Origin of the sequence: Arthrobacter sp. JZ12 (assembly GCF_035189165.1) — a bacterium.
GTDB lineage: Bacteria > Actinomycetota > Actinomycetes > Actinomycetales > Micrococcaceae > Arthrobacter_D.
Genome location: NZ_CP045246.1, coordinates 736,085 through 763,056 on the forward strand (window position 1 = coordinate 736,085; position 26,972 = coordinate 763,056).

Consider the following 26,972-nt stretch of genomic DNA (forward strand, 5'->3'; position numbering starts at 1 on the left):
GCCGCCGTACCCGTCTCGCAGGCGGGCGAGCAGGTTCGGACCGGCTGGTGGAATCGGCCTTTTCAAATGTTCCAGACGAATCTCCGCGAGATCGATGCCGACCTCGATGTTGAGGACGCCCTCGACGCCATTCAGGACCACGGCGCCAACGTCTGGCTCCTGAACGTTGGTGGGATTCTTTCCCACTACCCAACCGACCTACCGTTCCAAACACGGAATCCGCTGCTTAGATCACGGTCGAGCGGTGATCTGGTGGGGGACGCAGTTGCCGCTGCCCATGAACGGGGTGTGCGACTTCTCGCCCGCATGGACTTCTCCAAGGTGCATCCGCGTATTGCACAGGAGCACCCCGAATGGTGTTTCGTTTCCAGGACCGGTGAACTGCAGGTCTTCGAAGACCTGGTAAGCGTCTGCCCGAGCGGCGAGTACTACCAGGAACGCACACTGGAGATTATCGATGAGGTCCTGGATCGGTACCCGGTCGACGGCTTCTTCTTCAATTGGTTCGGCTTCAATGAAGTGGATTACGGATCCCGTGTGCACGGGGTGTGCCACTGCAGTTCATGTAGGAGGAAATTCACCGAATTCACCGGCATCGACGAACTGCCCGAACATTCCTCGGCACCTGGATATCTCGATTGGAAACGGTTCTCAGCGCACACCGTTGACGCGCTGACCGCAAAGATCCGGGCGCATATTGCAGATCGAAAACCCGAGGCAGGTCTCATTTTGGGTCGATCGGCGGACATCCTGTTCCACGAGGCCAACAACGCGCTTGGCAGGACACTCTGGCCGCACGCCACCTCTGAGGCCGTCGGTGGGTTCCGCGTTTCGCAACCACAGAAGCCCGTCCTCGTGAACTCCGTTGCCTTTTTCGACATGCCATACCGGATGGCGGACGAACAACCCCACATGTTTGCGCAGTACTTCACCCAGACGATTGCGCGTGGAGGCAATCCTTCGACGTACATCATGGGGGCGCCGGGACGGATTAGGTACGACTGCCTCCCGGCGGCCGCGGCCGTCACCCGTTTCCACCGCGATCATGCTGCCATCTATCAGGATTTGCTTCCCGCCGCGCGAGTTGGACTGATCAAGCCTGACTCACTGAGCACATCGCCGGACCGGTACTCGGACTCCCTGTCGGAGTACCACGGTCTCTTTTCCTCGTTGGTTGAGCGGCACGTCCCGTTCGACATCGTTCCGGCTGGGAGCCTGGCACGCGTCCCACTAGCACGGTTCCATGTGCTGGTTCTGCCAGATCTCCCGGTTTTGAAAGAAGATCAGGATGGCGCGTTGGAAAACTTTGTACGAAACGGAGGCCGGGTGTTGGCCACGGGTGCCAGCGGCGTCCGCCATGACGGCACAGTGAGCGACTGGCTTCCCGGGGAACGCCGAACCAACGTCCATTGCGACCCACATGCCCTCAAATCCTCCTATGTGCAAGTAGATCGGTCCGATCAGGTTGAGGGTTCGGCGCTGGTTCCCCGGTATGGCCGACACCACTCTCTCCTCTGGCGGATTGACGCGCGCCTGCGCCATCGAGTCGTTCCGTCTGCGCCCTACGGTCCGCCCGAGAAAGCGTACGGGCACGTTCACGGAGGAGAACATGCGCTGGGTGAGCGCTCCTTCGGGGCTGGACGCGCCATCCAGGTTCCCTGGACGCCCGGCTCCGCATACCGCGACCTTTCACTGACGAGGATCAGGGACGCGGCAGTCGACCTTGTCGTCGAACTCCTGGGTCCCGACGTGCAGGTCACTGTCGAGGCGCCCGAGCAGCTGGAGGTGGTACTGGGACACTCGGATGCGGGCCTGGTCATTCACCTGCTCAACCATTCCGGTCAACGCCGGAATGGTTTCGGCCCGGCGGTTCCCTTTACTGGAGTTACGGTTCGGGTTCCAGGAGCCGCCGGGCAGCGGGTGCATAGCCTTGTGTCTCCGGAAGGGATGTCGACGACCATCGTGGGCAACGACCTTGTGCTGACGCTCGACGAGGTCGGAGACTTCGAGGTCCTTGTGCTGGAGGGCAGGCAGCCGTGACCACATCGGTTGACGTGGTGCTGGTGCGCGGCAGTCAAGCCGCTTCCCTCGCTGAACGGCTGCGCGTGGAGTATCCGAAGGTACAGGTGGTTTCAGCCGCTGACCTAGACGTTGACCCCGCCAGGATCACCATCGTTGCGGGCAACGTGCGGGATGATGAACTGCCAGTTTTCTCTTCGCTCGAATGGGTTCACTCCTGGGCAGCGGGAGTCGAGTCCGAGGTCGGGCCCCGGTTGCGAAGCAGTGGCATCCCGATCACCTCGTCTGCGGGTAACGGTGCCGTTCCGTTGGCCGAGCACGCGATGATGCTTGCACTCATGCTGAACCGTAAAGCGGTTCGATGGATCGACTCCCAACGCGACCGCCGCTGGGAACGGTTCGTCCATTCGGAACTCGCCGGACAGACGATGGGCATCTACGGGTTCGGCAATGTGGGCCGCGAGCTGGCTCTGCGGGCACGCGCTTTCGGCATGCGGGTCATCGCGCTGCGACGTAGACCGGACATGGATGCGGATTTGGTGGACCGGATGTTCGGTCCTGATCAGCTACACAGCTTTGCGGCCGCGTGCGATGTACTCGTCGTGGCAGCGGCACTTACGCCGGATTCCGAGGGCGCCATCGACTCTTCCGTGCTCGTGAAGTTGCCCGACGGAGCCCACGTAATCGTCATCTCTCGCGGGAACATCGTGCGGGATTCGGATTTGTTGGACGCGTTGCGGTCCGGCAAAGTCGCGGCAGCGGGTCTCGACGCGCACGCGGTAGAGCCACTTCCGAGCGATTCGCCTTACTGGACGCTACCGGGGGTCATCATCACACCGCACAACGGTGCAACAACCGCCGCTACCGCTACCCGCGGTGTGGAGATCTTCCTTGACAACTTGCGGAGACGATCCTCCAACCGTCCCTACAGGAACCGGGTCGACGTTTCTGCCTTGGCTTGAATCCGGGCTACCAATACACCAGGCCACGGCGATCCACGCCGGGATCGACTAAGAAATCATTCATACAACGCCGTATCGAAAGAAGGACACCATGCAGGACATCAGCCGTAGGAACTTCCTTGCCTTCACCGGGATTGGCGCGCTCTCTTTGAGCGCGGTGGGTCTCAGCGGATGTGCTCCGTCCGGTGGAGGCGAGGCCGGGAACAGCACAATCCGCTTCGCCTGGTGGGGAGGAGCGGACCGTCAGAAGGCCTACCTCAGTTCTCTTGAAACCTTCGGTGCGGAACATCCCACCATCACGGTTGAGCCGGAATTCGGCGACTACAACGCCTATCAGGAACGCATGACAACCCAGATGGCGGCGAAGGACGTTCCCGAGGTCTTCTGGATCCCCTCGCCTGCTGTTCTGACGTACCGGGATGCCGGTATCTACCGCAGCCTCGAGGACGTCGATTCACTGGACCTCAGTGCCTTCACGGAGAAGGAGATCGAGCTGTACCGATTGGACGGTGAACTCAACACTCTGCCGAAGTCGATGTTCAGCCCGGTTCTGCGTTACAACAAGACTTTCATGGAGGAGGATGGGGTAGCGCTGCCCGAAAACCTGACGTGGGACAACCTCGCTGAGTTCCTGACCGACTACACCAAGAACAACCCGAGTGGCCGCAGGGGAACTACGTACGGTCCGTACCACGACATGCCGTTTGAGTCGTTCCTTCGCCAGAACGGCGAGGACCTGTGGAGCCAGGAAGGCACGCTTGGTGCCAGCACCGACGGGGTCGCGGCTTGGATTGAGTGGTGGGAAAGGCTGCGAAAGGCCGGAGTTACCACCACAGTCAGCGAGCAGGATGGAATCGAACCGGGGTGGTCGGACGTCGGTGACAAGGTGCTGGTGACGTTCGCCAACTCCAATCACATTGTTGATGATGCGGCAGCCTTCCCTGACTACGAGTTTGACCAGCGCGATATGCCGGCCCTCGAGGATGCTGCTGCCGGTTATCACTTCACCTACTACAGCCGGTTCGCCATGTACTCCGGCATCGAAGACGACCGGATCCAGGCAGCAGGCGAGCTGATGAGCTTCAACCTGAACTCGATCGACCTGCTCAAGTTGGTGGGACTTTCGGCAGGAGCACCGCCCAGTTCCAAGCTTCTGGCTGAATACGAGGAGTTCGCCACACCTGACGAGCAGAAGGTCATCGCTATTACCAAAGAGGTCGCAGCCACGGAACAGCGTCCTCGTTACGAGGCTCCGGCCGGATCCGGTTCCTGGCGGACCATGCTCACGCGCGAGCTGGAAGCGGTCACACTCGGTGAACGCAGCGTCTCCGACGCCGCCAACAATTTCGTGAGTGGAGTCAGCGCCGAAATCGAGAAGGCCTGATGTCAACAATTCTGAAGCCCAAGCAACCGTCGACATCCGGCAGCCCGCCGAAGCATCCGCGAATGTCGGCTAAGCCCGTCAAAGCTTCGTACCGGCACCAGGGCTGGGTTGCTCACGTCTTCCTCCTGCCCTGGATGCTTGGGATGATCCTGGTGACGGCAGGCCCGCTGATCGCTTCGGCTTTTCTAGCCTTCACGGACTACGACCTCCTCACTGCCCCCGAGTTCATCGGATTCGATAACTTCACCCGGATGATGGAGGACGAGCGTTTTTGGGCCTCCACGAGGGTCACCGCGCTGTACGTGGTTGTCTCCGTGCCCCTGCAGTTGGCTTTTGCGCTGTTCCTTGCAATCATCCTCGACAAGGGAATCAAAGGACTGCCGCTGTACAGGAGTGCGTTCTACCTACCGTCACTCTTGGGCGGCAGCGTCGCTATCGCAATCCTTTGGCGGCAACTGTTCGGCGACGCCGGCCTGATCAACACGGTCCTTGCCTTCTTCGGAATCGAAGCGGGAAGTTGGCTGCAGAACCCGGACACTGCGCCGTGGACCCTCATAGTTCTCAACATCTGGACGTTCGGTTCACCGATGGTGATCTTCCTTGCCGGTCTACGGCAGATTCCGGATGAGTTGCTCGAGGCCGCACAGGTGGACGGCGCCGGCCGCGTCCGTCGATTCTTCTCGATCACTATCCCGCTGTTGACTCCGATCATCTTCCTGAACCTCATCCTGCAGATGATCGGCTCTTTCCAAGCGTTTACTCCGGCGCACGTCGTCAGCGGCGGCAGCGGAGGTCCGCTCGACTCGACCTTGTTCTACACCCTTTACATCTATCAGGAGGGTTTCGTGAACTTCGACATGGGTTACGCCGCGGCAATGGCATGGGTCCTGCTGGTAGTGATCGCGATCGCAACCGGCATCACTTTCATCGTCTCGCGGCGCTGGGTTCACTACGGAGACGAATAATGTCCACAATCGACCCTGTCATGAAGCTTGACTCCGGGCTTGAACCGGTAGCGCGGTCCCCACGTCGCCACATGGAACGTCGAAGGAACCTCCGTCGGCACGTCTTCCTACTGATCTTCGCCGGCCTGATGCTGTACCCCCTTGTATGGATGGTTATCAGCTCCTTCAAACCGAGCAACCTTATTCTGTCCCAGACCGGCCTCATCCCGTCCGAGGTCACCCTCGAGAACTATTCCGGTGGATGGAACGCACTGGGTACGCCCTTCACGACGTTCTTCATAAACTCGGGGCTTATCGCAGTCGGGTCGATCCTTGGGAACTTGTTCTCCTGTTCTCTGACGGCCTACGCGCTTGCCCGGCTCGACTTCCGTGGAAACAAGCTGTACTTCTCGCTGACTCTGCTGACCATGATGTTGCCGTTCCACGTCCTGATCATTCCGCAGTACATCCTGTTCGCTGAGCTCGGATGGATTAATACCTACGCTCCGCTGCTCATCCCCAAATTGCTGGCGTCCGATGCAGTATTCATTTTCCTGATGGTGCAGTTCATCCGCACCATCCCTAAGGAGCTGGACCAGGCCGCCATGCTCGACGGAGCCGGACCCTTCCGGATCTTCTGGTCCGTCATCTTGCCGCTTATGCAACCGGCGCTGATTACGACGACGATCTTCACCTTCATCTGGACATGGAATGACTACTTCGGGCCGCTCCTCTACCTCACGAAGACGAAGTTGTATACCGTACCGGTCGCTCTCAAATCCCTCGTAGACACCGAAACACAGAGTGGTATCGGAATCATGTTCGCCATGTCGCTGATCTCCCTGATTCCCATCCTGCTCTTCTTCCTCTTCGCGCAGAAATACATCATCAAGGGCATCGCCACGACAGGAATCAAATGACAACGGAGACGTACACCGGCCGGAGCTCGATTCAGATGCCGGCCTGGTACCACGGCGAACAACGATGGACCCAACTCACCTTCGTAGAGGATGACCCGCTCACCTTCGATATCAACCAATGGGCAGAAGTAATGGAGCGGACCTCCTCCACTGCAATCTGTATAAGCGCAGGAGGATATATCGCGTTCTACCCCACGAAAATCCCGCTCCACTACCGCAGCGCGTACCTTGGCAACCGGGACCTGTTCGGGGAAGTCGTAGACCTGGCCCGTTCTCGTGGCATGGCCGTCATGGCGCGAGTCGACCCGCACGCCGTACATCAGGACGTCCGGGATGCCCATCCCGAGTGGATAGCGCGGACTGAAGATGGCGAGTTTTTCGAGCATTGGGCCTACCGCGGAATCTACGTAACAGACGCCTATGGCGGTTACAACTGGGAATTCACCACTGAGGTCGCACGCGAGATCGCGGCTGACTATGACGTCGACGCGATCTTCGCCAACCGCTGGCAGGGTCACAGCCCCTCGTATACCGACACGGCCCGTCGTCTGTTCCATGACGCGAGCGGACTGGAGCTACCGACCTCCGCGGATCCGGTCGGCGGTGAGCGGTGGGTGGCCTACCACCGTTGGAGACGCAGCAGGTTGAGCGAATTGGTGGCGCACTGGGATAGAGCAGTTCAGGCAGTGAAACCCACAGTACGCTTCATCCCCAACCTTGGTTCTTTTGCGGCACGAGAACTCGACGACTCGGTGGCCAGTAACCATGTGCCGTTCTTCCTGGTGGACCATCAGGCACGGAATGAGGGAGAGACACAGTGGGCCGCCGGTCGTGACGCAAAGCGCACACGCTCGATCTATCCCGACAAACCCGTCGGCCTCATAACCTCCGTGGGACCGGAGTCTCACGGGTACCGGTGGAAGGACTCAGTCAACGCCTCAGCCGAAACCGTGACGTGGATCGTTGACGGTTTTGTCCATGGCGCGTTTCCGTGGTTCACAAAATTCGCCGCCCGCATTCATGATCGTCGCTGGGTTCCCGCCGTGGAGCGCGCTTTCCAGTTGCATCGGACCGCAGCACCCCTATGGCAGGACGCTCGGCCCGCCGCCGAAGTCTGCGTCTGGGATGTCGACGGTCCGCTGGTGAGTCCAAGCGCGAGGAAAGCAGGCAACGGTATCTATCAGGCGCTGGTCGAGCTCAGGGTGCCGTTCGAGTACGTGAACGAGCGTAGCCAACACCGCCTGTTTGCCGCGGAAACGCGCCTGCTGATCATGCCGGAAGTTTCTGAGATCGGTCTGGAGGCAGCTTCCGCCGTGGAGCAATTCGTTCGCAACGGGGGGTCCCTGGTCGTGATCGGGACGGGGCCCGTGAAGCCGGATGGGAACCTGCTGATCACTGAACTGCTCGGTGCGCAGTTGGTTGAACGCCGAGATGAGGTTGTAAAGAACAACTACATCGTTCCCGCTGAGGGGACAGGTCTCTCCACCGGTCTCGACGGGGCTGGCAGAATAATAGGCGGAACGCGGCTCGCCACCTTGCGGACACCGCCCGCAGTCAGTGTTGACTGGCGCTTCGTACCTGACCATCCGGATCTCCCTATGGAGGAGGTGTACCCCCGCTCTGAAGCGGTGGTACCGGCGGTCTTCGGGGCACCTGTCGGAGACGGCTACGTTCGGGTCATCGCCTTCAATGCCTCGGAGCTGTACGCCGAAGTCTTGCTGGAGGATCATCTGACCCTGCTGGGCAACGTTGTGCGTGAAGGGCTCGGTGGTGGTTCCGCTGTCCTTCTGGAGGGACCAGGACTCATAGATTGCGCCAGTTGGGTTCAGGACGACGGCTACACTTTCGCTTTCGCGAACCTGACGGGAACAGCTGCTCTTCGTGGCCAGCAGAGAAGTGTGTGGCCGCTTGAGGATCTCTGCGCAACAATCGACGTCAGCCGCCTCGCCGTGGCTGCCGGCCGCGACGTTCAACCGGCGGATCTAACGGTCCGCGTCTTCGGAGCCAACGGTCAAGTAGAAGAAACGGAATGGGCCCTGGACAATTCAGGAGCGGTGCGCGTCCAGCTTGGCGAGGTGCATGAGCTGGGTGCCATCCGGCTGGACTGGTAGATTCATCGCTTCGGTGCAGGTCCGGTAGATCCTCGCACCACAAGTACGGGCTTCTCGAGCGGGACCTCCTCGGCGACGGTCTCGCCGAGAAGCCCTATCAGTTTGGCGGCCGCTGCACGGCCGCGCTGCACCGCGAAACGCTGCACAGTGGTCAACTGCGGATCAATCCATTCACCGATCTGAAGTCCTTCGAACCCCACCACCGACAGATCGCGAGGAACATGCAGACCGCGGCTCTGCGCGGTGCGCATGCCGGCGATAGCCATGGTGTCGGTGCCGTACATGATGGCGGTGGGGGACTCCGGCTCATCGAGCAGGCGCGCGGTTTCGCTGGCCGCCTTGGCCGGTGAGTATCTGGTGTTGATCACCGCGTGGGGCTTCAACCCGAGCGAGGCAAGGGTGTCTTCGAACGCATTGCGTCGGATGCTGGGGAGCACCGACTCTGCCGGACCACCGATGTATGCGATCCGCCGATGACCGAAATCGACCAGATGACGCACCGATTCAGGAATCCCGGCGCTGGGGGATCAGCGTCAACGTACTCCACGACTCCGGGCTTCCATGGGGTACCGATCAGCACCGCGGGAAGGCCGAGCTGGCGGACCAGCTCGAACCGGGTATCTCCGACCTGAGAGTCCGTCAGGATGATCCCGTCCATGCGTTGCCGTTCGGCAAGGTTTCGGTAGAACGTCGATTCTTCGTGAGTATCCGTGATGAAAATGTTGAGCAGAAGTCCGTACTCTCTCGGAGCGAGGATGGACTCGATGCCCGATATGAGGCCCACGTTCGCTGCTCCGACATCGGGAAACTGCGAGGAACTGTTAAGGACCAGGCCTATGGCCTGTGTGCGGGATTTGCGGAGCGCGATCGCAGCGGCGCTCGGTGCCCAGTTGAGCTTTTGGGCCGCATCGCGAATGCGCTGGCTGGTCGATTCCGAGATCCGGCCGGTGTTGTTGAATACTTTGGACACAGCCGCCGGAGAAACGCCCGCGAGTGCTGCTACGTCAGAGATGGTGGCGCGGCCGCTCTTGCGAGGTGGAAGCTGAGACGTCATTGGTGTCCTGTCTGTTTCCTCCATGCTATTAGGCGGACCGGCGCAAGTGTGCGTAGGGCGCGGCTGCGCTGGGCGACGTTCTCAGCTACCGCGTGGGCGCCTCCGGTTCCACGTTCCGCTGTTGGATCTGGGCCACGAGGTAGGCGTGCGTCTTGTCGGTCAGCCGGTACCAGGCCATGGCACCCACGGCGAGGAGCAGGATGATCGCCGGCACCAGACCGGCGGCCGCGCGGATGCCGAGTTCCGCCGTCGTACTCTGCTCAGGCGCCCCCGACGTGTAGCCGCCCCAGGCGAGTGCGAAGGCCGCAAGGCCGCCGCCGCAGGCCATGCCGAACTTTCGGGTCGACGCGAGGAGTGAGTAGTTGATGCCGTCGGTGCGATGGCCGGATTTCCACTCACCGTATTCCACTGTGTCGGCCACCAGCGCCCACATCACGATGCTCATCGCCGCCGAGCCGAGCAGGTTGAGAAACATCCCGGCCAGTGCCAGTCCCACCAGGTTTTCGGGCGCAATGAAGACGACGATGCCGCCCGCCGCGCCTGCCAGTCCGCCGCTGATGTAGATGGCTCGTTTGCCCCAGCGGGCCACCATGCGCGGGACGGTTGCGGCGAGGGCGAGAGTGATCACCACCTGGGCTGCGGCCACAACGGCGAAGAGGTCGAGGCGGTGGAAGACCTCCCGAAGGTAGAAGATTTTGGCGGTATTGAGGGCAACGTTGGAGGTCATGAACAGAAGCGAACTGAGGCACAGGATCAGGAGCGGTCCGTTGCCGCGCAGCACTGCGGCGGCTTCGCGTAGCGAGAGTTTTGGCGCTGACTGGGGGATATGTTCGCGCGTGGCCAGTGCCGTGAACGCATAGAGCATCGTGCCCAGCACAGCGAAGGAGAGGGTGAGGGTGGTCAGGATGCCCTGGATGTCGGCGTCGTTGGTCAGTTGAGGGGCGATGAAGATGCCGAGGAAGGAGGTTGTGGTGAGGCCACCGACCGTGCGGGCGCTCGCGAGCCGGGCGCGGCCGCGTGGGTGCCGGGTGATCGCGCCGGCGAGTGCGCCGTAGGGCACGTTGACCATGCTGTAGACCAGGCAGAACGCGAAGTAGGAGAGGTAGGCGTAGGTCAGGGCGCCTGCTGGGTCGATATCGGGCACATGGAACATCGCGACGCAGAGTCCGAGCGGAAGGGCGCCCAGCAGCAGGAACGGGCGGAACTTCCCGAGTCGTCGCTGCGGATTGCGGTCGGCGATGCGGCCGGCCACAACATCCGTGAAGCCGTTGAACAGTCCGGCAAACAGCAGTACCGATCCGGCTGCCGCGGCCGGTATGCCGGCTACGTCGGTGTAGTAGACGAGCAGGAACATGCCGATGGTACTGAAGGTCATGCTGTTGGCGATGTCACCGGCGCCATAGGCAACGACGCTGACTGCGGGGAGTTCCTGGTTCAGTTCAGGTTTGGAGCGGCGACGAAACATGGGTTCCTGTTCGTTCGCGGTCGCGTTTCGCGTCCTCGGGAAAACGTTTTCTCAGGAGCAGTATATGTGTTTCTTACGCCCGCGAAGGAAGCTGGTTGGATAGATACAGACGAAACAAGCGAACGGACGTGCCACCATCGACCTCAACGTAGTCATCGCACTCGTCGGAGCGACGCTGCTCATAGCGATGGGCGCCGCATTCCGACGCCGCTTCATCCAGTCGCCTGACTTCTGGGCCGGCCTCGAAAAGCTCACGTACTTCGTTCTCCTCCCGTCCCTGCTGCTAACCGGTCTCGCCCGGGCGGACTTCGCGCGTCTCGAACCGGGCCCCATCGTCCTGGTCCTGTCAGCCTCAGCCCTCTTCTCCTCGCTGCTCGCCTACGCCGTACGCCGCCCTGCGGCCGGCTCCGACGGGCCGGCCTTCACCTCGGTCTTCCAGGGCACCGTCCGCTTCAACACCTACATCGCAGTTACGACGGCGGCAGCCCTGTTCGGGAGCGACGGAATCGCCATCGCAGCACTCGGCACCGCGGTTCTCGTTCCGCTGGTCAACCTCGCCTCGACCGTTGCGCTGGCGCACCATGGCCACCACAAACCGCGGGGAGCGGCGCTTCTTCGCACCGTGTTCTTCAATCCGTTGATCCTCGCCTGCGTGATCGGCCTGGCCCTCAATCTGCTCGGTTCAATTCCCGCAGTAGGGGAATCACTCAAGGCACCGGTGCCGTCCGCCGTGGTACAACTAATCGCCAGCGTGCTGGGAATGCTCGGCGGTGCCGCCCTGCCTATCGGGCTGATCTGTGTGGGCGCCGGTCTTCACGGACGGGTTTTCGCCCGCGAATCACTCCGCCCGGTCGTGGCTGCGATCCTGCTCCGCTTCCTGCCAGTACCGGCCGCAACCCTGGGGCTATGTCTGGCGCTCGGCTTCAGCGGACCGGCCGCCGTCGTTTGCGTGGTTTTCCAGTCCCTGCCCACCGCCACCAGCTCCTATGTGTTCTCACGCCGGCTGGGCGGCGACGCACCCCTGATGGCGCAGATTACCGCCGCACAAACCATACTGTCGGGCGCGGTGCTTCCTGCCTGGATCCTCATAGCGACGGCGGTACTGCTCTAGAGCGGGGCTCTAGTGCCAGCCATGCGCCAGGAGTAGCTTGTGCTACATGCAGATTAGAGAGTCCTCCTGAGGCCGCCCATGGGACCAACCGACGCCGTCGCCGAAGCCACCCTTGTTACCCTCAACGACATCGAAGCAGCTGCCGACCGCATTGGCGATCTCGTGCTTCGAACACCGCTCGTTCAGCTTCCGCATCCACAGTCACCGGATCGGATTCTGCACTGCAAGGCCGAATGCCTACAGCCCACCGGCGCCTTCAAGCTCCGCGGTGCCTACAACACCATCGCCCAGGTGCTGGATCAGGCCCGCGCTAACGGGATCGTTGCGCAGTCGTCGGGCAACCACGCACGGGCTGTCGCCTGGCTTGCCCGCCGGCTCAGCCTACGCGCCGTGATCGTGATGCCCGACGCCGCACCGCCCACCAAGATCGATGCCGTCCGTGAGCTCGGTGCCGACGTCGAAGTGGTTCCGTCAGCCCTCCGCGACGTCCGCGCCCACGAACTCGCAGCTGAGCACGGTTATGTGCACGTCCCGCCCTACGACGACCCCCGCATCATCGCCGGACAGGGAACCGTCGGGCTCGAGATCGTGCAGCAGTTACCCGAGGTCAGCACTGTTCTCGTCCCCATTTCGGGTGGCGGCCTCATCTCCGGGATTGCGACCGCGGTCAAGGCGCTGAAGCCGGAGACTCGCGTCATCGGCGTTGAACCGGAGCTCGCCGCCGACGCTGCCCAAAGCCTCCGCGAGGGCCGACGCATCAGCTGGGATCCGCAGCTGACCTACCGCACTGTGGCTGACGGACTGCGCACGCCCGCGATCGGCGTGCATCCCTGGGCGCATGTGCAGCGTTACGTCGACGACATCGTCACTGTCACCGAAGACCAGATCCTGGCCGCCATGCGGCATCTCGCCCTGGCGGGTCGGCTGGTTGCAGAGCCATCTGGAGCGGTGGCTGCCGCCGCCTGGCTGCACAACATCGCAGGTGCAGAAAACGACGGCGGCGCGGTGGCCGCCGTCGTTTCCGGTGGTTCGGTGGATCCGGCGCTGCTGGCGGCGGTGCTGCAGCCCGCCAGCTAGAGCTGTCCCAGGAAGCGGGTGAGCACCGCCGTCCAAAGTTGTCGCGCGGCGTCGTTCTCTTCCGGCGTGGCCATGCCCCGCTGGGTGGCGACGATCGACGCTGTCCCGTCCTTCTTCGGCTCACTGGTGACCAGGATGGATGAACCGTCCGACGCCGGTGCGCGCCAGGTTTTGCGCTTGTCGGTTCCGCTGGTGCGCGGTGCGTCGGCCAGAAGGGACTGCACCTCGCTGTCCTCAGTAGCGAAGCCCACCCACCGGGCCATGAGGTCCTCGAGGCCCAGGCGGGTGGAGCGGCTGATGCTCATCTGGAAGGTGCCGTCCGAGCGCTGTCCGGGGATACGTCGTCCGATGGCATGCTCGTACGCCACCGCAATCGATTGCGACCACCAAGCGGCCGACTCCATGGTCCCCTCGAGTTCCGCGAACACCTTCGCGGCAATGTCCTTATGGCTGAGGTTCTCCGCATCAATTCCGTTCAGAAACTGCATCCAGTCATCCCATTGACGACGGGTGGACGTTTCGATGGGCTTGATGCGCGGGTTGGCACTCATGCTGACGATCCTTCCAGACGGCACTCGCTATTCTGCGACCCGGCTCAGAAACTTCCCTATCCGCTCACGCAGTTCCTCAATCTGCCGCTTGACGACGACGGCGGGGTCCGGGTTGATCTCGTTGGCCGGCGGGGCTTTGCGTACGTTTGCAGAGCAGATGAAATCTGCGCAGATCAAGGTACCTACCGTATTCCCGTTGCGGCCCGGCTGGCCTGCCCGTTTCGCCGACCAGAGGAAGACGTCCTCCTTCGAGAATACGTCGCGGCACATTTCGCAGAGCACTGAACGATTCTTCTTGGCTCCGCCTTCGGGCGCGCGGAGAAGGATGCCGGTCAGACCGCCCTCAGCGGGCACCACAAGATAGCCGCGAAGGGGCATCTTTTCGTCGCGCCAACCAAGGAAATCGAGGTTGTCCCAGTCGAGGTGGTCGAAGTTCGGCGGGAGATTGAGCTTGGCGGTTTCTGAGCGGGTTGCGTTGATGAAGGATGACCGGATGTCCCGGTCGCTGATTTCTTGCATGGGAAAGAGCCTTTGCAGGTTGGAAGCTGAGGGTGGGCAGAACAAAGCGCCCTTCAGCGAGCCGTTGCATTCTTGCAAAACTGGTGTGGCGAGGCAACGGGAAAAGTAGTTCGAGCTGGGTGTTGCGGATCACAAGCGCGCTGCCGTAGGCTCGTCGAAGCGCTTCGCTAAGCGCTTCGCTAATTGGTCACCTCTCAATCATTCTTCTCTCAGCACAGCTTTGGACACAGGAGTCTGCATGGCTAACATTCACGACGTCGCCCGCGTCGCTGGTGTTTCCATCAGCACCGTGTCCTACGCACTGAGCGGTAAGCGGTCGGTGAGCGAGGATGCGCGCCGCCGGATCACGGCTGCGGTCCAGGAGCTCGGCTACCTCCCGAATGCTGCTGGAAGAATGCTCGCGGGAGCCCGAACCCGGATCCTCGCGCTGAGCGCTCCGCTCCGGTCGGACACCTACGCACCCGCCCACATGGCGTTCGTACTCGCGGTCGCAACGGCTGCCCGCCGGTACGACTACGACATCCTCCTGCTCACCGAAGACGAGGCAACAAACGGTCTGCGCCGCGTTACGTCCAGTCGCCTGGTCGACGCCGTCATCCTCCTTGACGTCTCGATCGACGACGAGCGTATTGGCTTGGTCCGCGACCTCTCGGTTCCGTCGGTGGTCGTCGGCGTACCGAAGGATGCCACCGGACTCATCTGCGTTGACCTGGACTTCGCTGCGGCTGCCCGACTGACCATAGACAGGCTTGCCGAGGCGGGTCACCGCTCGATAGCACTGCTCGGCCACCCCGAAGCTGTGTACCAGCGAGGATCCAACTTTCCCCATCGCTTCAGAAATGCCTTCCTGGATTACGCGGCGGAGCAAAAGATATCCGCGAAATTTGTCATGCCGGGCACCAGTGACACCGATGTTCGTCAGGCCGTCGACCAGATGCTCGACCCTGGCGACTCAGTTACCGGCGTGGTGATGCACTGTGAGGAGTCCATCCAGTCCCGCGCGCTTCAGGTTATTGCTGAAAGCGGACGCAGCGTTCCCGGGGACCTGTCCGTGATCTCCGCTTGCACCAGCTTTGATACGTCCCATTTCCACCCGCCGCTCGACGTAATCCCGCTCGTCGCTGCGGACTCCTGCGATCGGGCGGTTGCCCTGATCATGCAAGCGCTCGACGGCGCGGCCGAGCCGCATGTCGAGCTGGTGGCACCGCGGTACGAATCCCGCGGTTCCCTGGGAAAGCCGGTACAGCCAGCCGTCCCCGAACTCACCTAAATCCTTCCTTACGTCCTGAAAGAGGCCCATTCCATGCCCGTTAGCGAAACGTTTCGACACAGCGCGTCCGCGGAGGGACCAAACAGTGAACAACTGGTATTCGGAGGCGACTACAACCCGGAGCAATGGCCGGAAGAGACCTGGCACGAAGACGTACGCCTCATGCGCGAAGCACACGTCAACCGAGTTACCGTCGGTGTATTTTCCTGGTCCTCCATCGAGCCCCGTGAGGGTGAGTACCGGTTCGGGTGGCTGGACCGGGTCATGGATCTCATGGCCGAGAACGGCATCGGCGTCGTCCTCGCGACGCCTACGGCATCACCCCCACCATGGTTCACGCTTGCCCACCCCGAAGCCCTTCCCATGACTGCCGATGGAGTCCGGTTGGTCCACGGCAGCAGGGACACCTACAACCCTGCCGCCCCGGCCTACCGCGCCGCCGCGCGCCGCGTGGCCGCTGCGCTTGCCGAACGGTACGCCTTCCACCCGGCACTTCGGATGTGGCACCTCCACAACGAGTACGGCACCGTCTCCTACGGCCCAGAAACCAACACAGCGTTCCGCGGCTGGCTACAGGAGAAGTACGGCAGCCTGCAGGCCCTGAATTCCACCTGGAACACGGCCTTCTGGTCACAGGGGTACGGGGAATGGGAGGAAATCTTCGCGCCGCAGGCCACCCAGTACCTGCCCAATCCCTCTCTGTTGCTCGATTTCAAGCGTTTCTCAGCGGACGTTCTGCGCGACTGCCTACGCGAGCAGGTGGACGTGGTTCGGGCCGTCCGCCCGGACGTTCCGGTCACCACCAACTTCATGCTGCCCGCCTGGAACCACTACGACCAGTGGGACATGGCCGCGGAAATAGACGAGGTCTCGGTGGACCATTATCCGGATACCCCCGGCATTGAGGGTGACGTTCAGGTTGCGTTCGGCAGCGACCTTGCCCGCTCCTTCAACGGCGGTCGGCCCTGGGTCCTCATGGAGCAGGCCACCACCATGGTCTACGACTACGCACAGGGCCGCATCCTCGCCCGTGATCCCGGCAAGCTCCTATTCAACACTCTTCAGTACCTTGCCCGGGGCTCCACAGGTTCTCTCTTCTTCCAGTGGCGCTCACCGCGTGCAGGCGCAGAGTTCTTCCACTCGCCGATGGTGCCGCACGTGGGTGAAAACTCCCGGACCTTCCGGGAGATCGTTGAGCTCGGAACCACCCTGAGCCGCCTTCCCGAACTGGCGCAGCAGCCGGCAAACGGCAACCGGGTGAACCGGAACCGCGTGGGCATCGTCTGGGATGCCTCCGCGTGGTGGTCGGCCGAGACACGCGCATTGCCCTCGAACGACGTCGCGTTCCTGCCGGCCGTGAAGTCGGTTCACCGCGCGCTGTGGTTCCTTGGCATCAACGCCGACTTCGTACAGCTGGACCAGGACCTCAGCGGTTACAGCCTGGTTCTGGTGCCGAGCAAGCTGGCCGCTTCGGACGCTGAGGCCGACAACCTGAGGCGGTTTGTGGCGGACGGCGGACACACCGCCGTCTGGTACTTCTCAGGTAGCACAGACGAGAACCTCAACGTCCGCCTGGGCGGATTCACCGGAGCGTTTGCCGACCTCCTCGGCATCCGCGTCGAGGAACACTTCCCCCAGCCCGCAGGTGACATCCTGAAACTCAGTGACGGCTCCACAGCCGACGGCTGGGCGGAGTCTGTGGAACTTCATGGCGCCGTTAGCGTTGCCGACTTCACGGAGTTTCCGCTCGCCGGACGTCCTGCCGTCACACGCAACGAATTTGGCAGCGGCACGGCGCATTACTTCGCAACACGGTTCGGTGAGGACAGCCTGAAAGACCACCTCGAGCGCATTCTCGACGCCGCCGGAATTTCGAAGGACCACCCGGCAGCAGGCCGTGGGGTCGAAGCAGTCCGCCGTTATGCCGGGGATCGCAGCTACCTCTTTCTGCTCAACCACACCGGGGAAGCCGTTGACGTGGATGTCCGCGGACAAGATCTCCTTACCGATACGGCGGTCTATGGCTCCACCGTCCTGGCTGCCGGCGCCGCCCTGATAGTGCGCGAACCACACGAAACTCCCTGAATACCTCCCTCTGCAACCGGTCTATGACCCGCACAACCGTGCAAACAAACCCACGAAAGGATGCCAATGATGGCACTCACCTCAAAGCGGTCTGGAGCTCTCTCAGCCCTCGCGCTCACCACAGTCTCCGCACTCCTGCTCACCGGCTGTGCGTCAGGCGGAGACGCTCCGTCCGCCGAGGCCGGGCCAGTCACCCTCGAGTTCTGGGGCTGGGCCCCCGGCCTGGAGACCGCCGTCGAACTTTGGAACGAGGAAAACCCCAACACCCAGATCGAGTTCTTCCGGATGACAGGCGATGACGGAGCAAAGATCCCGGCAGCGATCGACGCCGGCACCGCACCGGACGTGGTCCAGATGTCCGTTCACTCGATCCCTGGTCACATCATCAACAACCGGTTGACCGACATCAGCGAGTACACCGAGGGCCTGGAGGAACAGTTCACCGCCAGCTCCTGGAAAGGCGTCTCCTACAACGACGGCGTCTACGCCATCCCGCAGGACTCCGGCCCCACCGGTCTCATGTACCGCAAGGACCTGTTCGAGCAGCACGGCGTCGAAGTTCCCACCACCTGGGACGAGTACCTCGATGCAGCCCGGGCACTCAAGGAAGCGGACCCGGAGCTTCACATTGCACAGTTCTCCCCGAACGAGACCGGACTCTGGCTTGAGACGGTCTGGCAGAACGAAGGAACCTGGTACGGCATCGACGGCGACGCCTGGACCGTGGGCATCGACAATGAGGCCAGCCAGGAAGTAGCCGAAGTGTGGCAGACGCTCCTTGATGAGGACCTCGTCAAGGTCGTGGACATGTGGACCCCCGAATACTGGGCCGAGGTCAACGCCGGTACGATCGCCACGATCAATTACGCCGCATGGTTCCCCGGGCTGCTTGAGGAAAGCGCCGGCGACCTTGCCGGAAAGTGGGCCGTTGCGCCGTCACCGCGGTACGACGGACTCGACACAGCTGGGGAAACCGGCGGCAGCGTCGACGTCATCCCCGAAGGAACCGAGCACGTGGAGCAGGCCGTTGAGTTCACCACCTGGCTGAACTCTTCACCGGAGGCACTCGAGATCCTGATCACCGAGGGCGGCCTGTTCCCCTCCGCCCTCACCGGCCTCGAAAGCGAGTCCCTGCTCCAGCCCGAGGAGTACTTCGGCGGCCAGGTCATCAATGAGGTCTTCGCGGGCGAAGCCACCAAGGTGCCGGACACCTGGGTGGAAGGGCCCAGCTTCGACCTTGCGCAGGACCAGCTGAAGGACGCATTCGCGCAGGTCGCCAACGGCAAGTTGACTTTCGCCGAGGCACTGACCCAGGTTCAGGAGTCAACCGTGCAGGACCTGAAAGACATGGGGCTGAACGTCAAATGAGTACCGCAGCCGCGACACGCGCCGCGGCTGCCCGTACTCCCCGCCGCCGCCGTCGAGGCGGCGGCGGGGAACGGGTAGCACCGTATGTCTTCCTCGCACCGTTCATCTTCCTGTTCCTCGTGTTCCTGGTGCTGCCGATCATCGTGGCCCTCTACACGAGTTTCTTCCAGACGCAGCGCAGCGGCCTGGGCTTCGGCGGCGGTGACGGACAGAAGTTCGTCTGGTTCGACAACTACGCGCTCGCGTTCTCGAATCCCGGCTTCATCGAGAGCTTCGGCCGGGTGCTGCTCTTCGGAGCGGTCCAGGTTCCGGTCATGCTCGCCTTTTCCCTGGTCCTTGCGCTGCTGTTCGATTCCGCCGTCGTTCGGTGGAAGCGCTTCTTCCAACTGAGTGTGTTCCTGCCCTACGCGGTTCCCTCCGTGGTCGCCGCGCTCATCTGGGGTTTCCTCTACCAGCCGCGGGTCAGCCCGATCGTCGAGGGTCTTACCAGCATCGGTGTCCCCGTGAACTTCCTGGCACCCGGTACCGTGCTCTGGTCGATCGCGAACGTCGCTGTCTGGTCTGTCGTCGGCGTCAACATGATCATTCTGTTCTCCTCACTGCAAACGGTGCCCCGAGAGATGTATGAGGCTGCCCGGATCGACGGCGCGGGCGAACTTCGTATGGCGCTGCAGATCAAGCTGCCCATGATCCTGCCCGCCCTGATCCTCACCATGCTCTTCTCGGTCATCGGCACCCTGCAGCTCTTTAACGAACCGATGACCATGCGCTCGGTTACCTCGAACATCTCGGGCGATTACACCCCCAACATGGCTGTTTTCTCGGCCACCACCCTCGGTGGTGACATCAATCTCGGCTCCGCGATGGCAATCGTCATCGGCCTGGTGACGTTTGTGCTGTCTGTCATCGTCTCAGTGCTCTCCAACCGGAAGCGAGGTAGCGCGAAGTGACACAGGTACCTGTCCTTGCCCCGCCGGTTTCACCCGAACCGGCATCCAAGCCCCGGAACCGCACACGGGTCCACGCCGAAGGCGAACGGCCCAGCCCTGCTGCCCGTGTCGCTGCGTGGATCTTCATGGGAGCCACGGCCCTGTACTTCCTCGTGCCCGTCTACTGGCTGATCGTCGCGGCGACGAAGAGTACGTCCGACCTCTTCTCCACGCCGGGCTTCTGGTTCGCGGAATTCAACCTGTTCACCAACCTCGCTGCCCTCACGGAGTACGACAACGGAATCTTCTGGCGGTGGATGGGCAACTCGCTGATCTACTCCGGGGTCGGCTCACTGCTGATGACATTCATCAGCCTCATTTCCGGTTACGCGCTGGCGATGTACCGTTTCCGTGGGCGCAGCGTTGTGCTGGCTGCGGTGTTGGGCAGCATGCTCATTCCGCAGACCGTCCTCGCCCAGCCCACGTACCTGCTGCTGGTGGAAATCGGGCTCAACAACACCATCTGGGGCGTGCTGATTCCCAGCCTGGCCTATCCGTTCGGCGTCCTCCTCGCCTTTGTCTATGCACAGGCGTCCGTCCCGCAGGAACTGCTTGAGGCAGCCAGACTCGACGGCGCAAGTGAATGGCGCGCGTTCTTCTCCATCGCCCTCAAACTGCTCAGCCCCGGCGGCGTGACAATCATGCTGTTCGCCTTCATCGGCAGCTGGAACAACTTCATGCTTCCGCTCCTGGTTATCAGCGATGCACGGCTCATGCCGGTCACGGTGGGCCTCAGCGGATGGAGCCAGGCGGCCATTACGATTCCGGGGCTGCAGACCCTGGTGGTCATCGGCGCGTTGGTCTCCATCATTCCGATCGTCGTCGTGTTCGTGTCCCTCCAGCGCTACTGGCGCTCAGGTTTGGCGGCAGGCGGTGTGCGTTTCTAAATGCCGGTGAACGACCTTCTCTACCGCCGTCCTGCGAAGAACTGGCTCGACGGTCTGCCGTTGGGCAACGGCCGGCTCGGCGCAATGGTGCTGGCCGGCGATTCTTCAGTACGGCTGCAGCTCAACGACAGCACGGCCTGGTCCGGCAGTCCTGCCAGCGAGCACCGCCGCGGTCGGGTGGATGCCGACACCGCCGCTGCTGCCCTGGCAGACGCACGGACGGCAATCGCCGAGAACCGGCCTGTCGATGCGGAGCGCACCCTCGAGCAGTTGCAGTCTGCCTACTCCCAGTCCTACTTGCCCTTTGCCGACGTCGTGCTCACAGTGTCCGACGACGGCGGACACTGCGGGTGGAAGCTGCAGGACCGCGGACTGTCCCTCGCGGAAGCAACGCACTGCTTCACCCTTGATGGGCCGGTTTTCCTCACTCAGGAGACCTTTATCAGTCCGGTGGACGGCGTACTTGTCCACCGGCTCCAGTCGACGGCACCCGTGGACGTGACGATCGCTCTGTCCACTCCGTTGATGGAACTTGGCCGCGCAAGCCGGCCCGACGGCGTCGTACTGAAACTGCGGCTGCCCGCCGACGTGGCTCCCGGCCACGAACCAAACGAGCCCGCGCTGCGGTGGGAGGCCGACGGCGTGACGCCGCTTGAGGGCGCACTGTGCCTGGCAGCCACACATGATGGCCGGCATGACGACCGGCACGACGGCCGGCACGACGGCGGTGCTTCCCTGTTCACAGGGGTCACCGACCTGCTGCTGGTGATCGCGACGGAGACCACGTTCAGCGGGATCGGGCGGGAGCCGGAGGGCAGCGCAGCAGACTGCGCGGAGGAAGTTCAAGAACGGGTGGAAGCCGCGGTCGAAAAGGGTTGGGATCCGCTGCACCGGGACCACGTCGCCGCTCACCGGGACCTGTTCGACCGTGCCTCGCTTACCTTCGAAACCGGCCCGCAGTCCCGGCCGGAGCGCGAGGGGATTTGCACAGATCGACGGCTGCGCGAAGCGAACGCGCACCCCGCAGGCATCCTGACAGCGGACCCGGAGCTCGTCGCCCTGCTGTTCAACTATGGGCGCTATCTGCTGATCTGCTCATCACGCCCGGGAACGTTGCCCGCCACGCTTCAGGGGATTTGGAACGAGGATATGCGCCCGCCGTGGTCCTCCAACTACACGCTGAACATCAACGCCGAGATGAACTACTGGGGCGCGGAGGCGGCGGCGCTGGCCGAATGCTCTTACCCGCTGTTCGACCTAGCTGAGGCGCTGGCCGAACGAGGACGAAGCACGGCAAGCACGCTCTATGGAGCACGCGGTTGGGTCGCCCATCACAACTCGGATGCCTGGGGCTACAGCTCACCCACCGCGGGCCATGCCAGTTGGTCCCAGTGGCCCATGGCCGGACCGTGGCTCGTCCGCCACCTCGACGAGAAGCGGCGCTTCGGCTCTGCCTCACCTGCCGATCTCGAACGGCTCTGGGCGCTCGCTGTGGGTGCCGCAGAATTCGTCTGCGACTGGCTGATTGACGACGGCGGCACCCACCTGCAGACGCGCCCCTCGACCTCACCCGAGAACTGCTACCTCAGCAGCCAGGGCAGGGCGGCGGTTGCAACGTCGACGGCGATGGACCGTGCGCTGATTCGCGAGCTGTTTCAGGTGGTGCTGGAGTTGGCACCGCTCGTCGGCCAAATCGGTCATCCGGTGCTGGACGAGGTCCGTGCCGCACTGCCGCGAATCGCGTCGCCGCAGGTTGGCTCGGACGGCCGCATCCTCGAATGGGGCGCCGGCGACGAGGAGGAAGACCCGCAGCACCGCCATGTCTCCCACCTGTTCTTTGCCTACCCTGGAAACGGCCCGACGCAGGAACTCACCGGAGCATTGGACAAGTCCCTGAACGTCCGCGGTGACAATTCGACCGGCTGGTCACTGATCTGGAAGATCTGCCTCCGGTCACGGCTGAGACAGGGCGAAAAGGTCGCGGACCTGCTCCGACTGCTGTTCCGGCCAGCGGATGCGACGTCCGGTCAGCACGCCGGAGGACTGTACAACAACTTCTTCGCTGCACATCCGCCCTTTCAGATCGACGGCAACCTCGGGTTCATAGGAGCACTGGCCGAAGCGCTGGTGCAGAGCCATGCGGACACGATCCGGCTTCTGCCAGCACTTCCTGGGGAATTGGGAAGCGGCCGTGTCCGCGGCCTGGTAGCCCGGCCGGGAATCGCCGTCGACCTTGTCTGGCAGGACGGACAGCTAACGGAAGCGATTCTGACGCCACTCCGTCCGGAGGCGGCAGGGGAGCGGACCGTCGCCGTTGCCGACTGGGCCGGAGCCGTGACGCTGGCCTTCGGGCAGCGCACAGTGCTTCGCCGAGAGCCGCAATCCGGCACCCCCGTTTTTTCAACAACACAGCAGGAGAACACGTGAAATTCACCGACGGTTTCTGGGAGACCCGTCCCGGCGTCGACGCGCTCTACGCTCAGGAGGCTTACGACATCGAGGCACGGGACGGACGCCTCACCATCTCAGCACCTACCCGCGTGATCACCCGGCGCGGCGATACGCTCAACCGGGCCATGCTCACCGTGACGGTATCAAGTCCGTTGGAGGGCGTCGTCGGAGTGAAGATCGAGCATCACCGGGGCGCTTCCGGTTCCGGCGGGTTCGACCTGGTCGGCCGGCAGTCCGGATGCGGAACCGCGAGTGTCGACTCGATCGGGGGAGTGCTTGACGCCGGATCGATACAGGCCCGCATCGCGGACGGCGATCCGTGGAGCCTGACCTTCGAGGCAGACGGACGGACGCTCACCAGGAGCGGACGGAAGTCCATCGGCTACGTAACGCTCGCCGCAGACGCGTCCGTTTCAGTGGAACCGGTAGGCCGAACGGGGGTGAGCGCTACCGGGCGGCCGCCGTCGTCGTCGTACCTTCATGCGAAGCTGTCCCTGGGTGTCGGCGAGTTGGTCTACGGTTTGGGCGAGCGGTTCGGGCCACTCATCAAGAACGGACAGACGGTTGACGTCTGGAATGCCGACGGTGGAACCGCGAGCGAGCAGTCCTACAAGAGCATCCCGTTCTATCTGACCAACCGCGGGTATGGGGTGTTCGTGAACCACCCCGAGCATGTCTCGTTCGAGGTCGGGTCGGAGTCCGTCGAAGAGGTTCAGTTCTCCGTGGCGGGGGAAACCCTTGAGTACTTCGTGATCTACGGGCCCACTATGAGGGACATCCTCCGCCGGTACACCGAGCTGACCGGCCGCCCGGCCAGTGTGCCCGCCTGGTCCTACGGCCTGTGGCTCTCTACCAGCTTTACCACTGACTACGATGAGGCCACCGTCAACCACTTCGTCGACGGGATGGCCGAGCGAGGGGTTCCGCTGAGCGTCTTCCACTTCGACTGTTTTTGGATGCGGGAGTTCAACTGGACTGACTTCGAATGGGACGAACGGGTCTTTCCCGAGCCGGAGCTCATGCTCAAGCGGCTGCATGAGAAGGAACTGCGCATCAGCGCCTGGATCAATCCCTACATCGCGCAGCGATCGGCCCTGTTCGACGAGGCATCGGAAGCCGGCTACCTGGTTCGCAAGCCCGACGGCGACGTCTGGCAGTGGGACATGTGGCAGGCAGGCATGGGTCTGGTTGATTTCACCAATCCCGACGCCACGTCCTGGTATCAGGACAAACTGCGGCACCTCATCGGACAGGGTGTGGACTCCATCAAGACGGACTTCGGTGAGCGGATTCCCACCGACGTGATGTGGCACGACGGGTCATCACCGGCCGCCATGCACAACCTCTACACCCACCTGTACAACAGGGCCGTGTTCGAGGTGCTGGAAGAGCAACACGGCAAAGGGAACGCCGTACTGTTCGCCCGGTCAGCCACCGCGGGCGGGCAACAGATGCCCGTGCACTGGGGAGGCGACAACTCGTCGTCGTTCGAATCGATGGCCGAAACGCTCCGCGGGGGCCTGTCCCTCGCGCTCAGCGGATTCGGGTTCTGGAGTCACGACATCGGTGGGTTCGAGGGTAATCCGGACCCTGCGGTCTTCAAACGTTGGGTGGCCTTCGGACTCCTTTCCAGCCATTCACGCCTTCACGGGTCCACCAGCTACCGCGTGCCGTGGGCCTTCGACACCGGAGAGGAACCGGCAGGGCTGAGCGCCGTCGACATCACGCGACAGTTTGCCAACCTGAAGATGGAGCTCATGCCCTACTTCTATGCGGTGGGTGAGCAGGCGAACCTTCAAGGTCTTCCGTTCATGCGGCCACTCCAACTGGAGTTTTCCGGCGATCCTGCGGTGGACTACCTCGACCGCCAGTACATGATTGGCGACAGCCTGCTGGTTGCTCCGGTCTTCAGCGCCGACGGAGAGGTTGATTACTACCTGCCGGCCGGAACCTGGACAAACTACCTCACGGGGGAAGTCGCAGCCGGCGGGGGGTGGCGGCATGAGCGCCACGACTTCAACAGCATCCCGCTGTGGGTCCGGGAAGGAAGCGTGCTCGTCACAGGCCCGCGGCGCGACCGGCCCGACTACGACTACGCCGCGGACCCGCTCGTCACCGTGTACCCCGGTGCTTCCCGGGGCGATTCAGTACGCGTACCCAACCCGCTCGGTGAGAACCTTCTTTTCTCCATCGAGCGGACCGACAACAGCATCACCATCACCAGCAGCAGTGGGACACCGTTCCGGGCGCGCCTCGCTGCAGACGGTGCAACCATCCACTCAACCTCAGGAAAGGCAGTGCTTAACCCATGACGCAGCACCTCGAAGAAGCCGGCGCTCAAACCGCTGGAGATCCTGACTACCGCGACGAAGGCCTGGAGTTCCCGCCAGGTTTTGTCTTCGGTTCGGCCACCGCCTCCTACCAGATCGAAGGTGCTGTCGAGGCGGACGGACGCGGCCCCTCCATCTGGGACACCTTCAGCCACACGGCGGGCAAAGTGTGGAACGGTGACACCGGGGACATAGCCTGCGACCACTACCACCGGGTGGAGTCCGACCTCGACCTGATGAAGCAGCTCGGCCTGGAGTCGTACCGCTTCTCCATTGCCTGGCCTCGCATCCAGCCCACCGGCCGGGGGCCGGCCAACGAGGCGGGCCTGGCCTTCTACGAGCGGCTGGTCGACGGTCTGCTGGCGCGCAACATCAAGCCGATTGTCACTCTCTACCACTGGGACCTGCCGCAGGCACTGGAGGACGGCGGCGGCTGGACCAACCGGGAGACTGCGCTCGCCTTCGGTGACTACGCGCGAATTGTCGGAGAACGGCTCGGTGACAGGGTGGCCGTCTGGACCACACTGAATGAGCCTTGGTGCAGCGCCTACCTTGGTTACGGTTCGGGAGCACATGCACCCGGCCGCACCGAGCCGGCTGCGGCCCTCGCCGCTGTGCACCATCTGAACCTGGCGCATGGGCTTGCCGTCTCCGCGCTGCGCGAAGTGGTAACCAATGATCCTGACTTTGCGATCACCCTGAACCTGCATGTTTTCCGCCCCGACGGTGACACCGGTGCGGAAGCGGTTCGTCGGGTGGACGGGTTGGCCAACCGTTTGTTCCTGGATCCGCTGCTGAACGGAACCTACCCCGAGGACGTCCTGGCCGATACAGCCGGGATCACTGACTGGTCGTTCATCCAGCAGGGGGACCTGGGCATCATCAGGCAACCGCTGGACCTGCTGGGAGTGAACTACTACTCCACAACACGGGTGCGGATGTGGGACGGAAACGGTGAGAAGCAGAACGCAGACGGGCACAAGCCCTCAGCGGGCACGGCTTGGCCCGGCGCCGACGACGTCGAGTTCCTTCCCCAGCCCGGCCCGTACACCGAGATGGGCTGGAACATCGACCCGTCAGGACTCGAGGACCTGCTCGTGTCGCTGCATGAACGCTGGCCGAGCGTGCCGTTGATGATCACCGAGAACGGCGCGGCGTTCTCGGACGTCGTGGAGACGGACGCCGATGGTCAGCGCCGTGTGCACGATTTCGACCGCATCGACTACCTGCGTCGCCACTTCACCGCCGCCCACCGCGCCATGAGCCGCGGCGTCGATCTGCGCGGCTACCAGGTGTGGTCGCTGATGGACAACTTCGAGTGGGGCTACGGCTATTCCAAGCGGTTCGGCATTGTGCACGTCGACTACGAGACGCTTGAGCGCACCCTAAAGGACAGCGCCCGCTGGTACGCCCGCCTGATTCGGGAACGCCGCATCCCCGGGCTGGAGTAAGCCCGCGATGGGCCGGCTGTAGCC

General features: G+C 62.9%; 21 protein-coding genes. 16 read left to right on the forward strand and 5 right to left on the reverse strand.

Annotated features, from left to right (window positions below; translation table 11 throughout):
• The first annotated feature begins 66 nt into the window (after positions 1–66).
• From GC088_RS03545 to GC088_RS03570, 6 genes are all read left to right on the forward strand, one after another.
• Complete coding sequence (locus GC088_RS03545; RefSeq protein ID WP_323960567.1) at positions 67–2,040, forward strand: beta-galactosidase trimerization domain-containing protein; 1,974 nt, start codon at positions 67–69, stop codon at positions 2,038–2,040.
• Positions 2,037–2,981: a D-2-hydroxyacid dehydrogenase gene (locus GC088_RS03550; RefSeq protein ID WP_323960569.1), complete on the forward strand. Its 945-nt coding sequence runs from the start codon at positions 2,037–2,039 to the stop codon at positions 2,979–2,981. Before GC088_RS03545 ends, GC088_RS03550 begins: the two co-directional genes overlap by 4 nt.
• Positions 2,982–3,072: 91 nt before the next feature.
• Positions 3,073–4,365 carry an ABC transporter substrate-binding protein gene (locus tag GC088_RS03555; RefSeq protein WP_323960570.1) on the forward strand — a complete coding sequence of 431 codons (1,293 nt, stop codon included), beginning with the start codon at positions 3,073–3,075 and terminating at the stop codon, positions 4,363–4,365.
• Between the two features lie 62 nt (positions 4,366–4,427).
• On the forward strand, positions 4,428–5,330 hold the full coding sequence (locus tag GC088_RS03560) for a carbohydrate ABC transporter permease (protein WP_323960572.1): 903 nt from the start codon (positions 4,428–4,430) through the stop codon (positions 5,328–5,330).
• Entirely contained in the window at positions 5,330–6,229 is a 900-nt protein-coding gene (locus GC088_RS03565; RefSeq protein ID WP_323960574.1) for a carbohydrate ABC transporter permease, read from the forward strand. Before GC088_RS03560 ends, GC088_RS03565 begins: the two co-directional genes overlap by 1 nt.
• Positions 6,226–8,340, forward strand: a complete 2,115-nt coding sequence (locus tag GC088_RS03570; protein WP_323960576.1) for a family 10 glycosylhydrolase — start codon at positions 6,226–6,228, stop codon at positions 8,338–8,340. The genes GC088_RS03565 and GC088_RS03570 overlap by 4 nt, the downstream gene beginning before the upstream one ends.
• A gap of 2 nt (positions 8,341–8,342) precedes the next feature.
• Here GC088_RS03570 and GC088_RS03575 read toward each other — a convergent pair whose 3' ends face one another.
• From GC088_RS03575 to GC088_RS03585, 3 genes are all read right to left on the reverse strand, one after another.
• Complete coding sequence (locus GC088_RS03575; RefSeq protein ID WP_323961898.1) at positions 8,343–8,831, reverse strand: LacI family DNA-binding transcriptional regulator; 489 nt, start codon at positions 8,829–8,831, stop codon at positions 8,343–8,345.
• On the reverse strand, positions 8,720–9,394 hold the full coding sequence (locus GC088_RS03580; RefSeq protein WP_323960577.1) for a LacI family DNA-binding transcriptional regulator: 675 nt from the start codon (positions 9,392–9,394) through the stop codon (positions 8,720–8,722). Before GC088_RS03580 ends, GC088_RS03575 begins: the two co-directional genes overlap by 112 nt.
• Before the next feature lie 85 nt (positions 9,395–9,479).
• Positions 9,480–10,859 carry a glycoside-pentoside-hexuronide (GPH):cation symporter gene (locus tag GC088_RS03585; RefSeq protein ID WP_323960578.1) on the reverse strand — a complete coding sequence of 460 codons (1,380 nt, stop codon included), beginning with the start codon at positions 10,857–10,859 and terminating at the stop codon, positions 9,480–9,482.
• A 187-nt stretch (positions 10,860–11,046) separates the two neighbouring features.
• On the opposite strand from GC088_RS03585, the gene GC088_RS03590 reads away from it, so the two are divergent.
• Both GC088_RS03590 and GC088_RS03595 read left to right on the forward strand, forming a co-directional pair.
• Positions 11,047–11,970: an AEC family transporter gene (locus GC088_RS03590; protein ID WP_323960580.1), complete on the forward strand. Its 924-nt coding sequence runs from the start codon at positions 11,047–11,049 to the stop codon at positions 11,968–11,970.
• A 78-nt stretch (positions 11,971–12,048) separates the two neighbouring features.
• Positions 12,049–13,047, forward strand: a complete 999-nt coding sequence (locus GC088_RS03595; RefSeq protein ID WP_323960582.1) for a threonine ammonia-lyase — start codon at positions 12,049–12,051, stop codon at positions 13,045–13,047.
• Here GC088_RS03595 and GC088_RS03600 read toward each other — a convergent pair.
• Both GC088_RS03600 and GC088_RS03605 read right to left on the reverse strand, forming a co-directional pair.
• The gene (locus GC088_RS03600; protein WP_323960584.1) at positions 13,044–13,598 is read right to left on the reverse strand and encodes a hypothetical protein; all 555 of its coding nucleotides are present in this window, start codon (positions 13,596–13,598) and stop codon (positions 13,044–13,046) included. The genes GC088_RS03595 and GC088_RS03600 overlap by 4 nt on opposite strands.
• Positions 13,599–13,625: 27 nt before the next feature.
• Entirely contained in the window at positions 13,626–14,117 is a 492-nt protein-coding gene (locus GC088_RS03605; RefSeq protein WP_323960585.1) for an FBP domain-containing protein, read from the reverse strand.
• A gap of 238 nt (positions 14,118–14,355) precedes the next feature.
• Here GC088_RS03605 and GC088_RS03610 point away from each other — a divergent pair, with 238 nt between their 5' ends.
• The 8 genes from GC088_RS03610 to GC088_RS03645 all read left to right on the forward strand — a co-directional run bounded on the left by GC088_RS03610 (position 14,356) and on the right by GC088_RS03645 (position 26,948).
• A complete protein-coding gene (locus GC088_RS03610; RefSeq protein WP_323960586.1) occupies positions 14,356–15,387 on the forward strand; it encodes a LacI family DNA-binding transcriptional regulator in 1,032 nt (343 codons plus the stop codon).
• Positions 15,388–15,420: 33 nt separating this feature from the next.
• On the forward strand, positions 15,421–17,472 hold the full coding sequence (locus GC088_RS03615; RefSeq protein WP_323960587.1) for a beta-galactosidase: 2,052 nt from the start codon (positions 15,421–15,423) through the stop codon (positions 17,470–17,472).
• A 69-nt stretch (positions 17,473–17,541) separates the two neighbouring features.
• Positions 17,542–18,840 (forward strand): ABC transporter substrate-binding protein, encoded by a 1,299-nt coding sequence (locus GC088_RS03620; RefSeq protein WP_323960588.1) that lies wholly within the window; start codon positions 17,542–17,544, stop codon positions 18,838–18,840.
• Positions 18,837–19,790, forward strand: a complete 954-nt coding sequence (locus tag GC088_RS03625) for a carbohydrate ABC transporter permease (protein ID WP_323960589.1) — start codon at positions 18,837–18,839, stop codon at positions 19,788–19,790. The genes GC088_RS03620 and GC088_RS03625 overlap by 4 nt, the downstream gene beginning before the upstream one ends.
• Positions 19,787–20,716 (forward strand): carbohydrate ABC transporter permease, encoded by a 930-nt coding sequence (locus tag GC088_RS03630; RefSeq protein ID WP_323960591.1) that lies wholly within the window; start codon positions 19,787–19,789, stop codon positions 20,714–20,716. The genes GC088_RS03625 and GC088_RS03630 overlap by 4 nt, the downstream gene beginning before the upstream one ends.
• On the forward strand, positions 20,717–23,143 hold the full coding sequence (locus GC088_RS03635; RefSeq protein ID WP_323960592.1) for a glycosyl hydrolase family 95 catalytic domain-containing protein: 2,427 nt from the start codon (positions 20,717–20,719) through the stop codon (positions 23,141–23,143). It abuts the gene before it with no gap.
• Positions 23,140–25,479: an alpha-xylosidase gene (yicI, locus tag GC088_RS03640; protein ID WP_323960594.1), complete on the forward strand. Its 2,340-nt coding sequence runs from the start codon at positions 23,140–23,142 to the stop codon at positions 25,477–25,479. Before GC088_RS03635 ends, yicI begins: the two co-directional genes overlap by 4 nt.
• On the forward strand, positions 25,476–26,948 hold the full coding sequence (locus tag GC088_RS03645) for a GH1 family beta-glucosidase (RefSeq protein WP_323960595.1): 1,473 nt from the start codon (positions 25,476–25,478) through the stop codon (positions 26,946–26,948). Before yicI ends, GC088_RS03645 begins: the two co-directional genes overlap by 4 nt.
• Positions 26,949–26,972 lie beyond the last annotated feature (24 nt).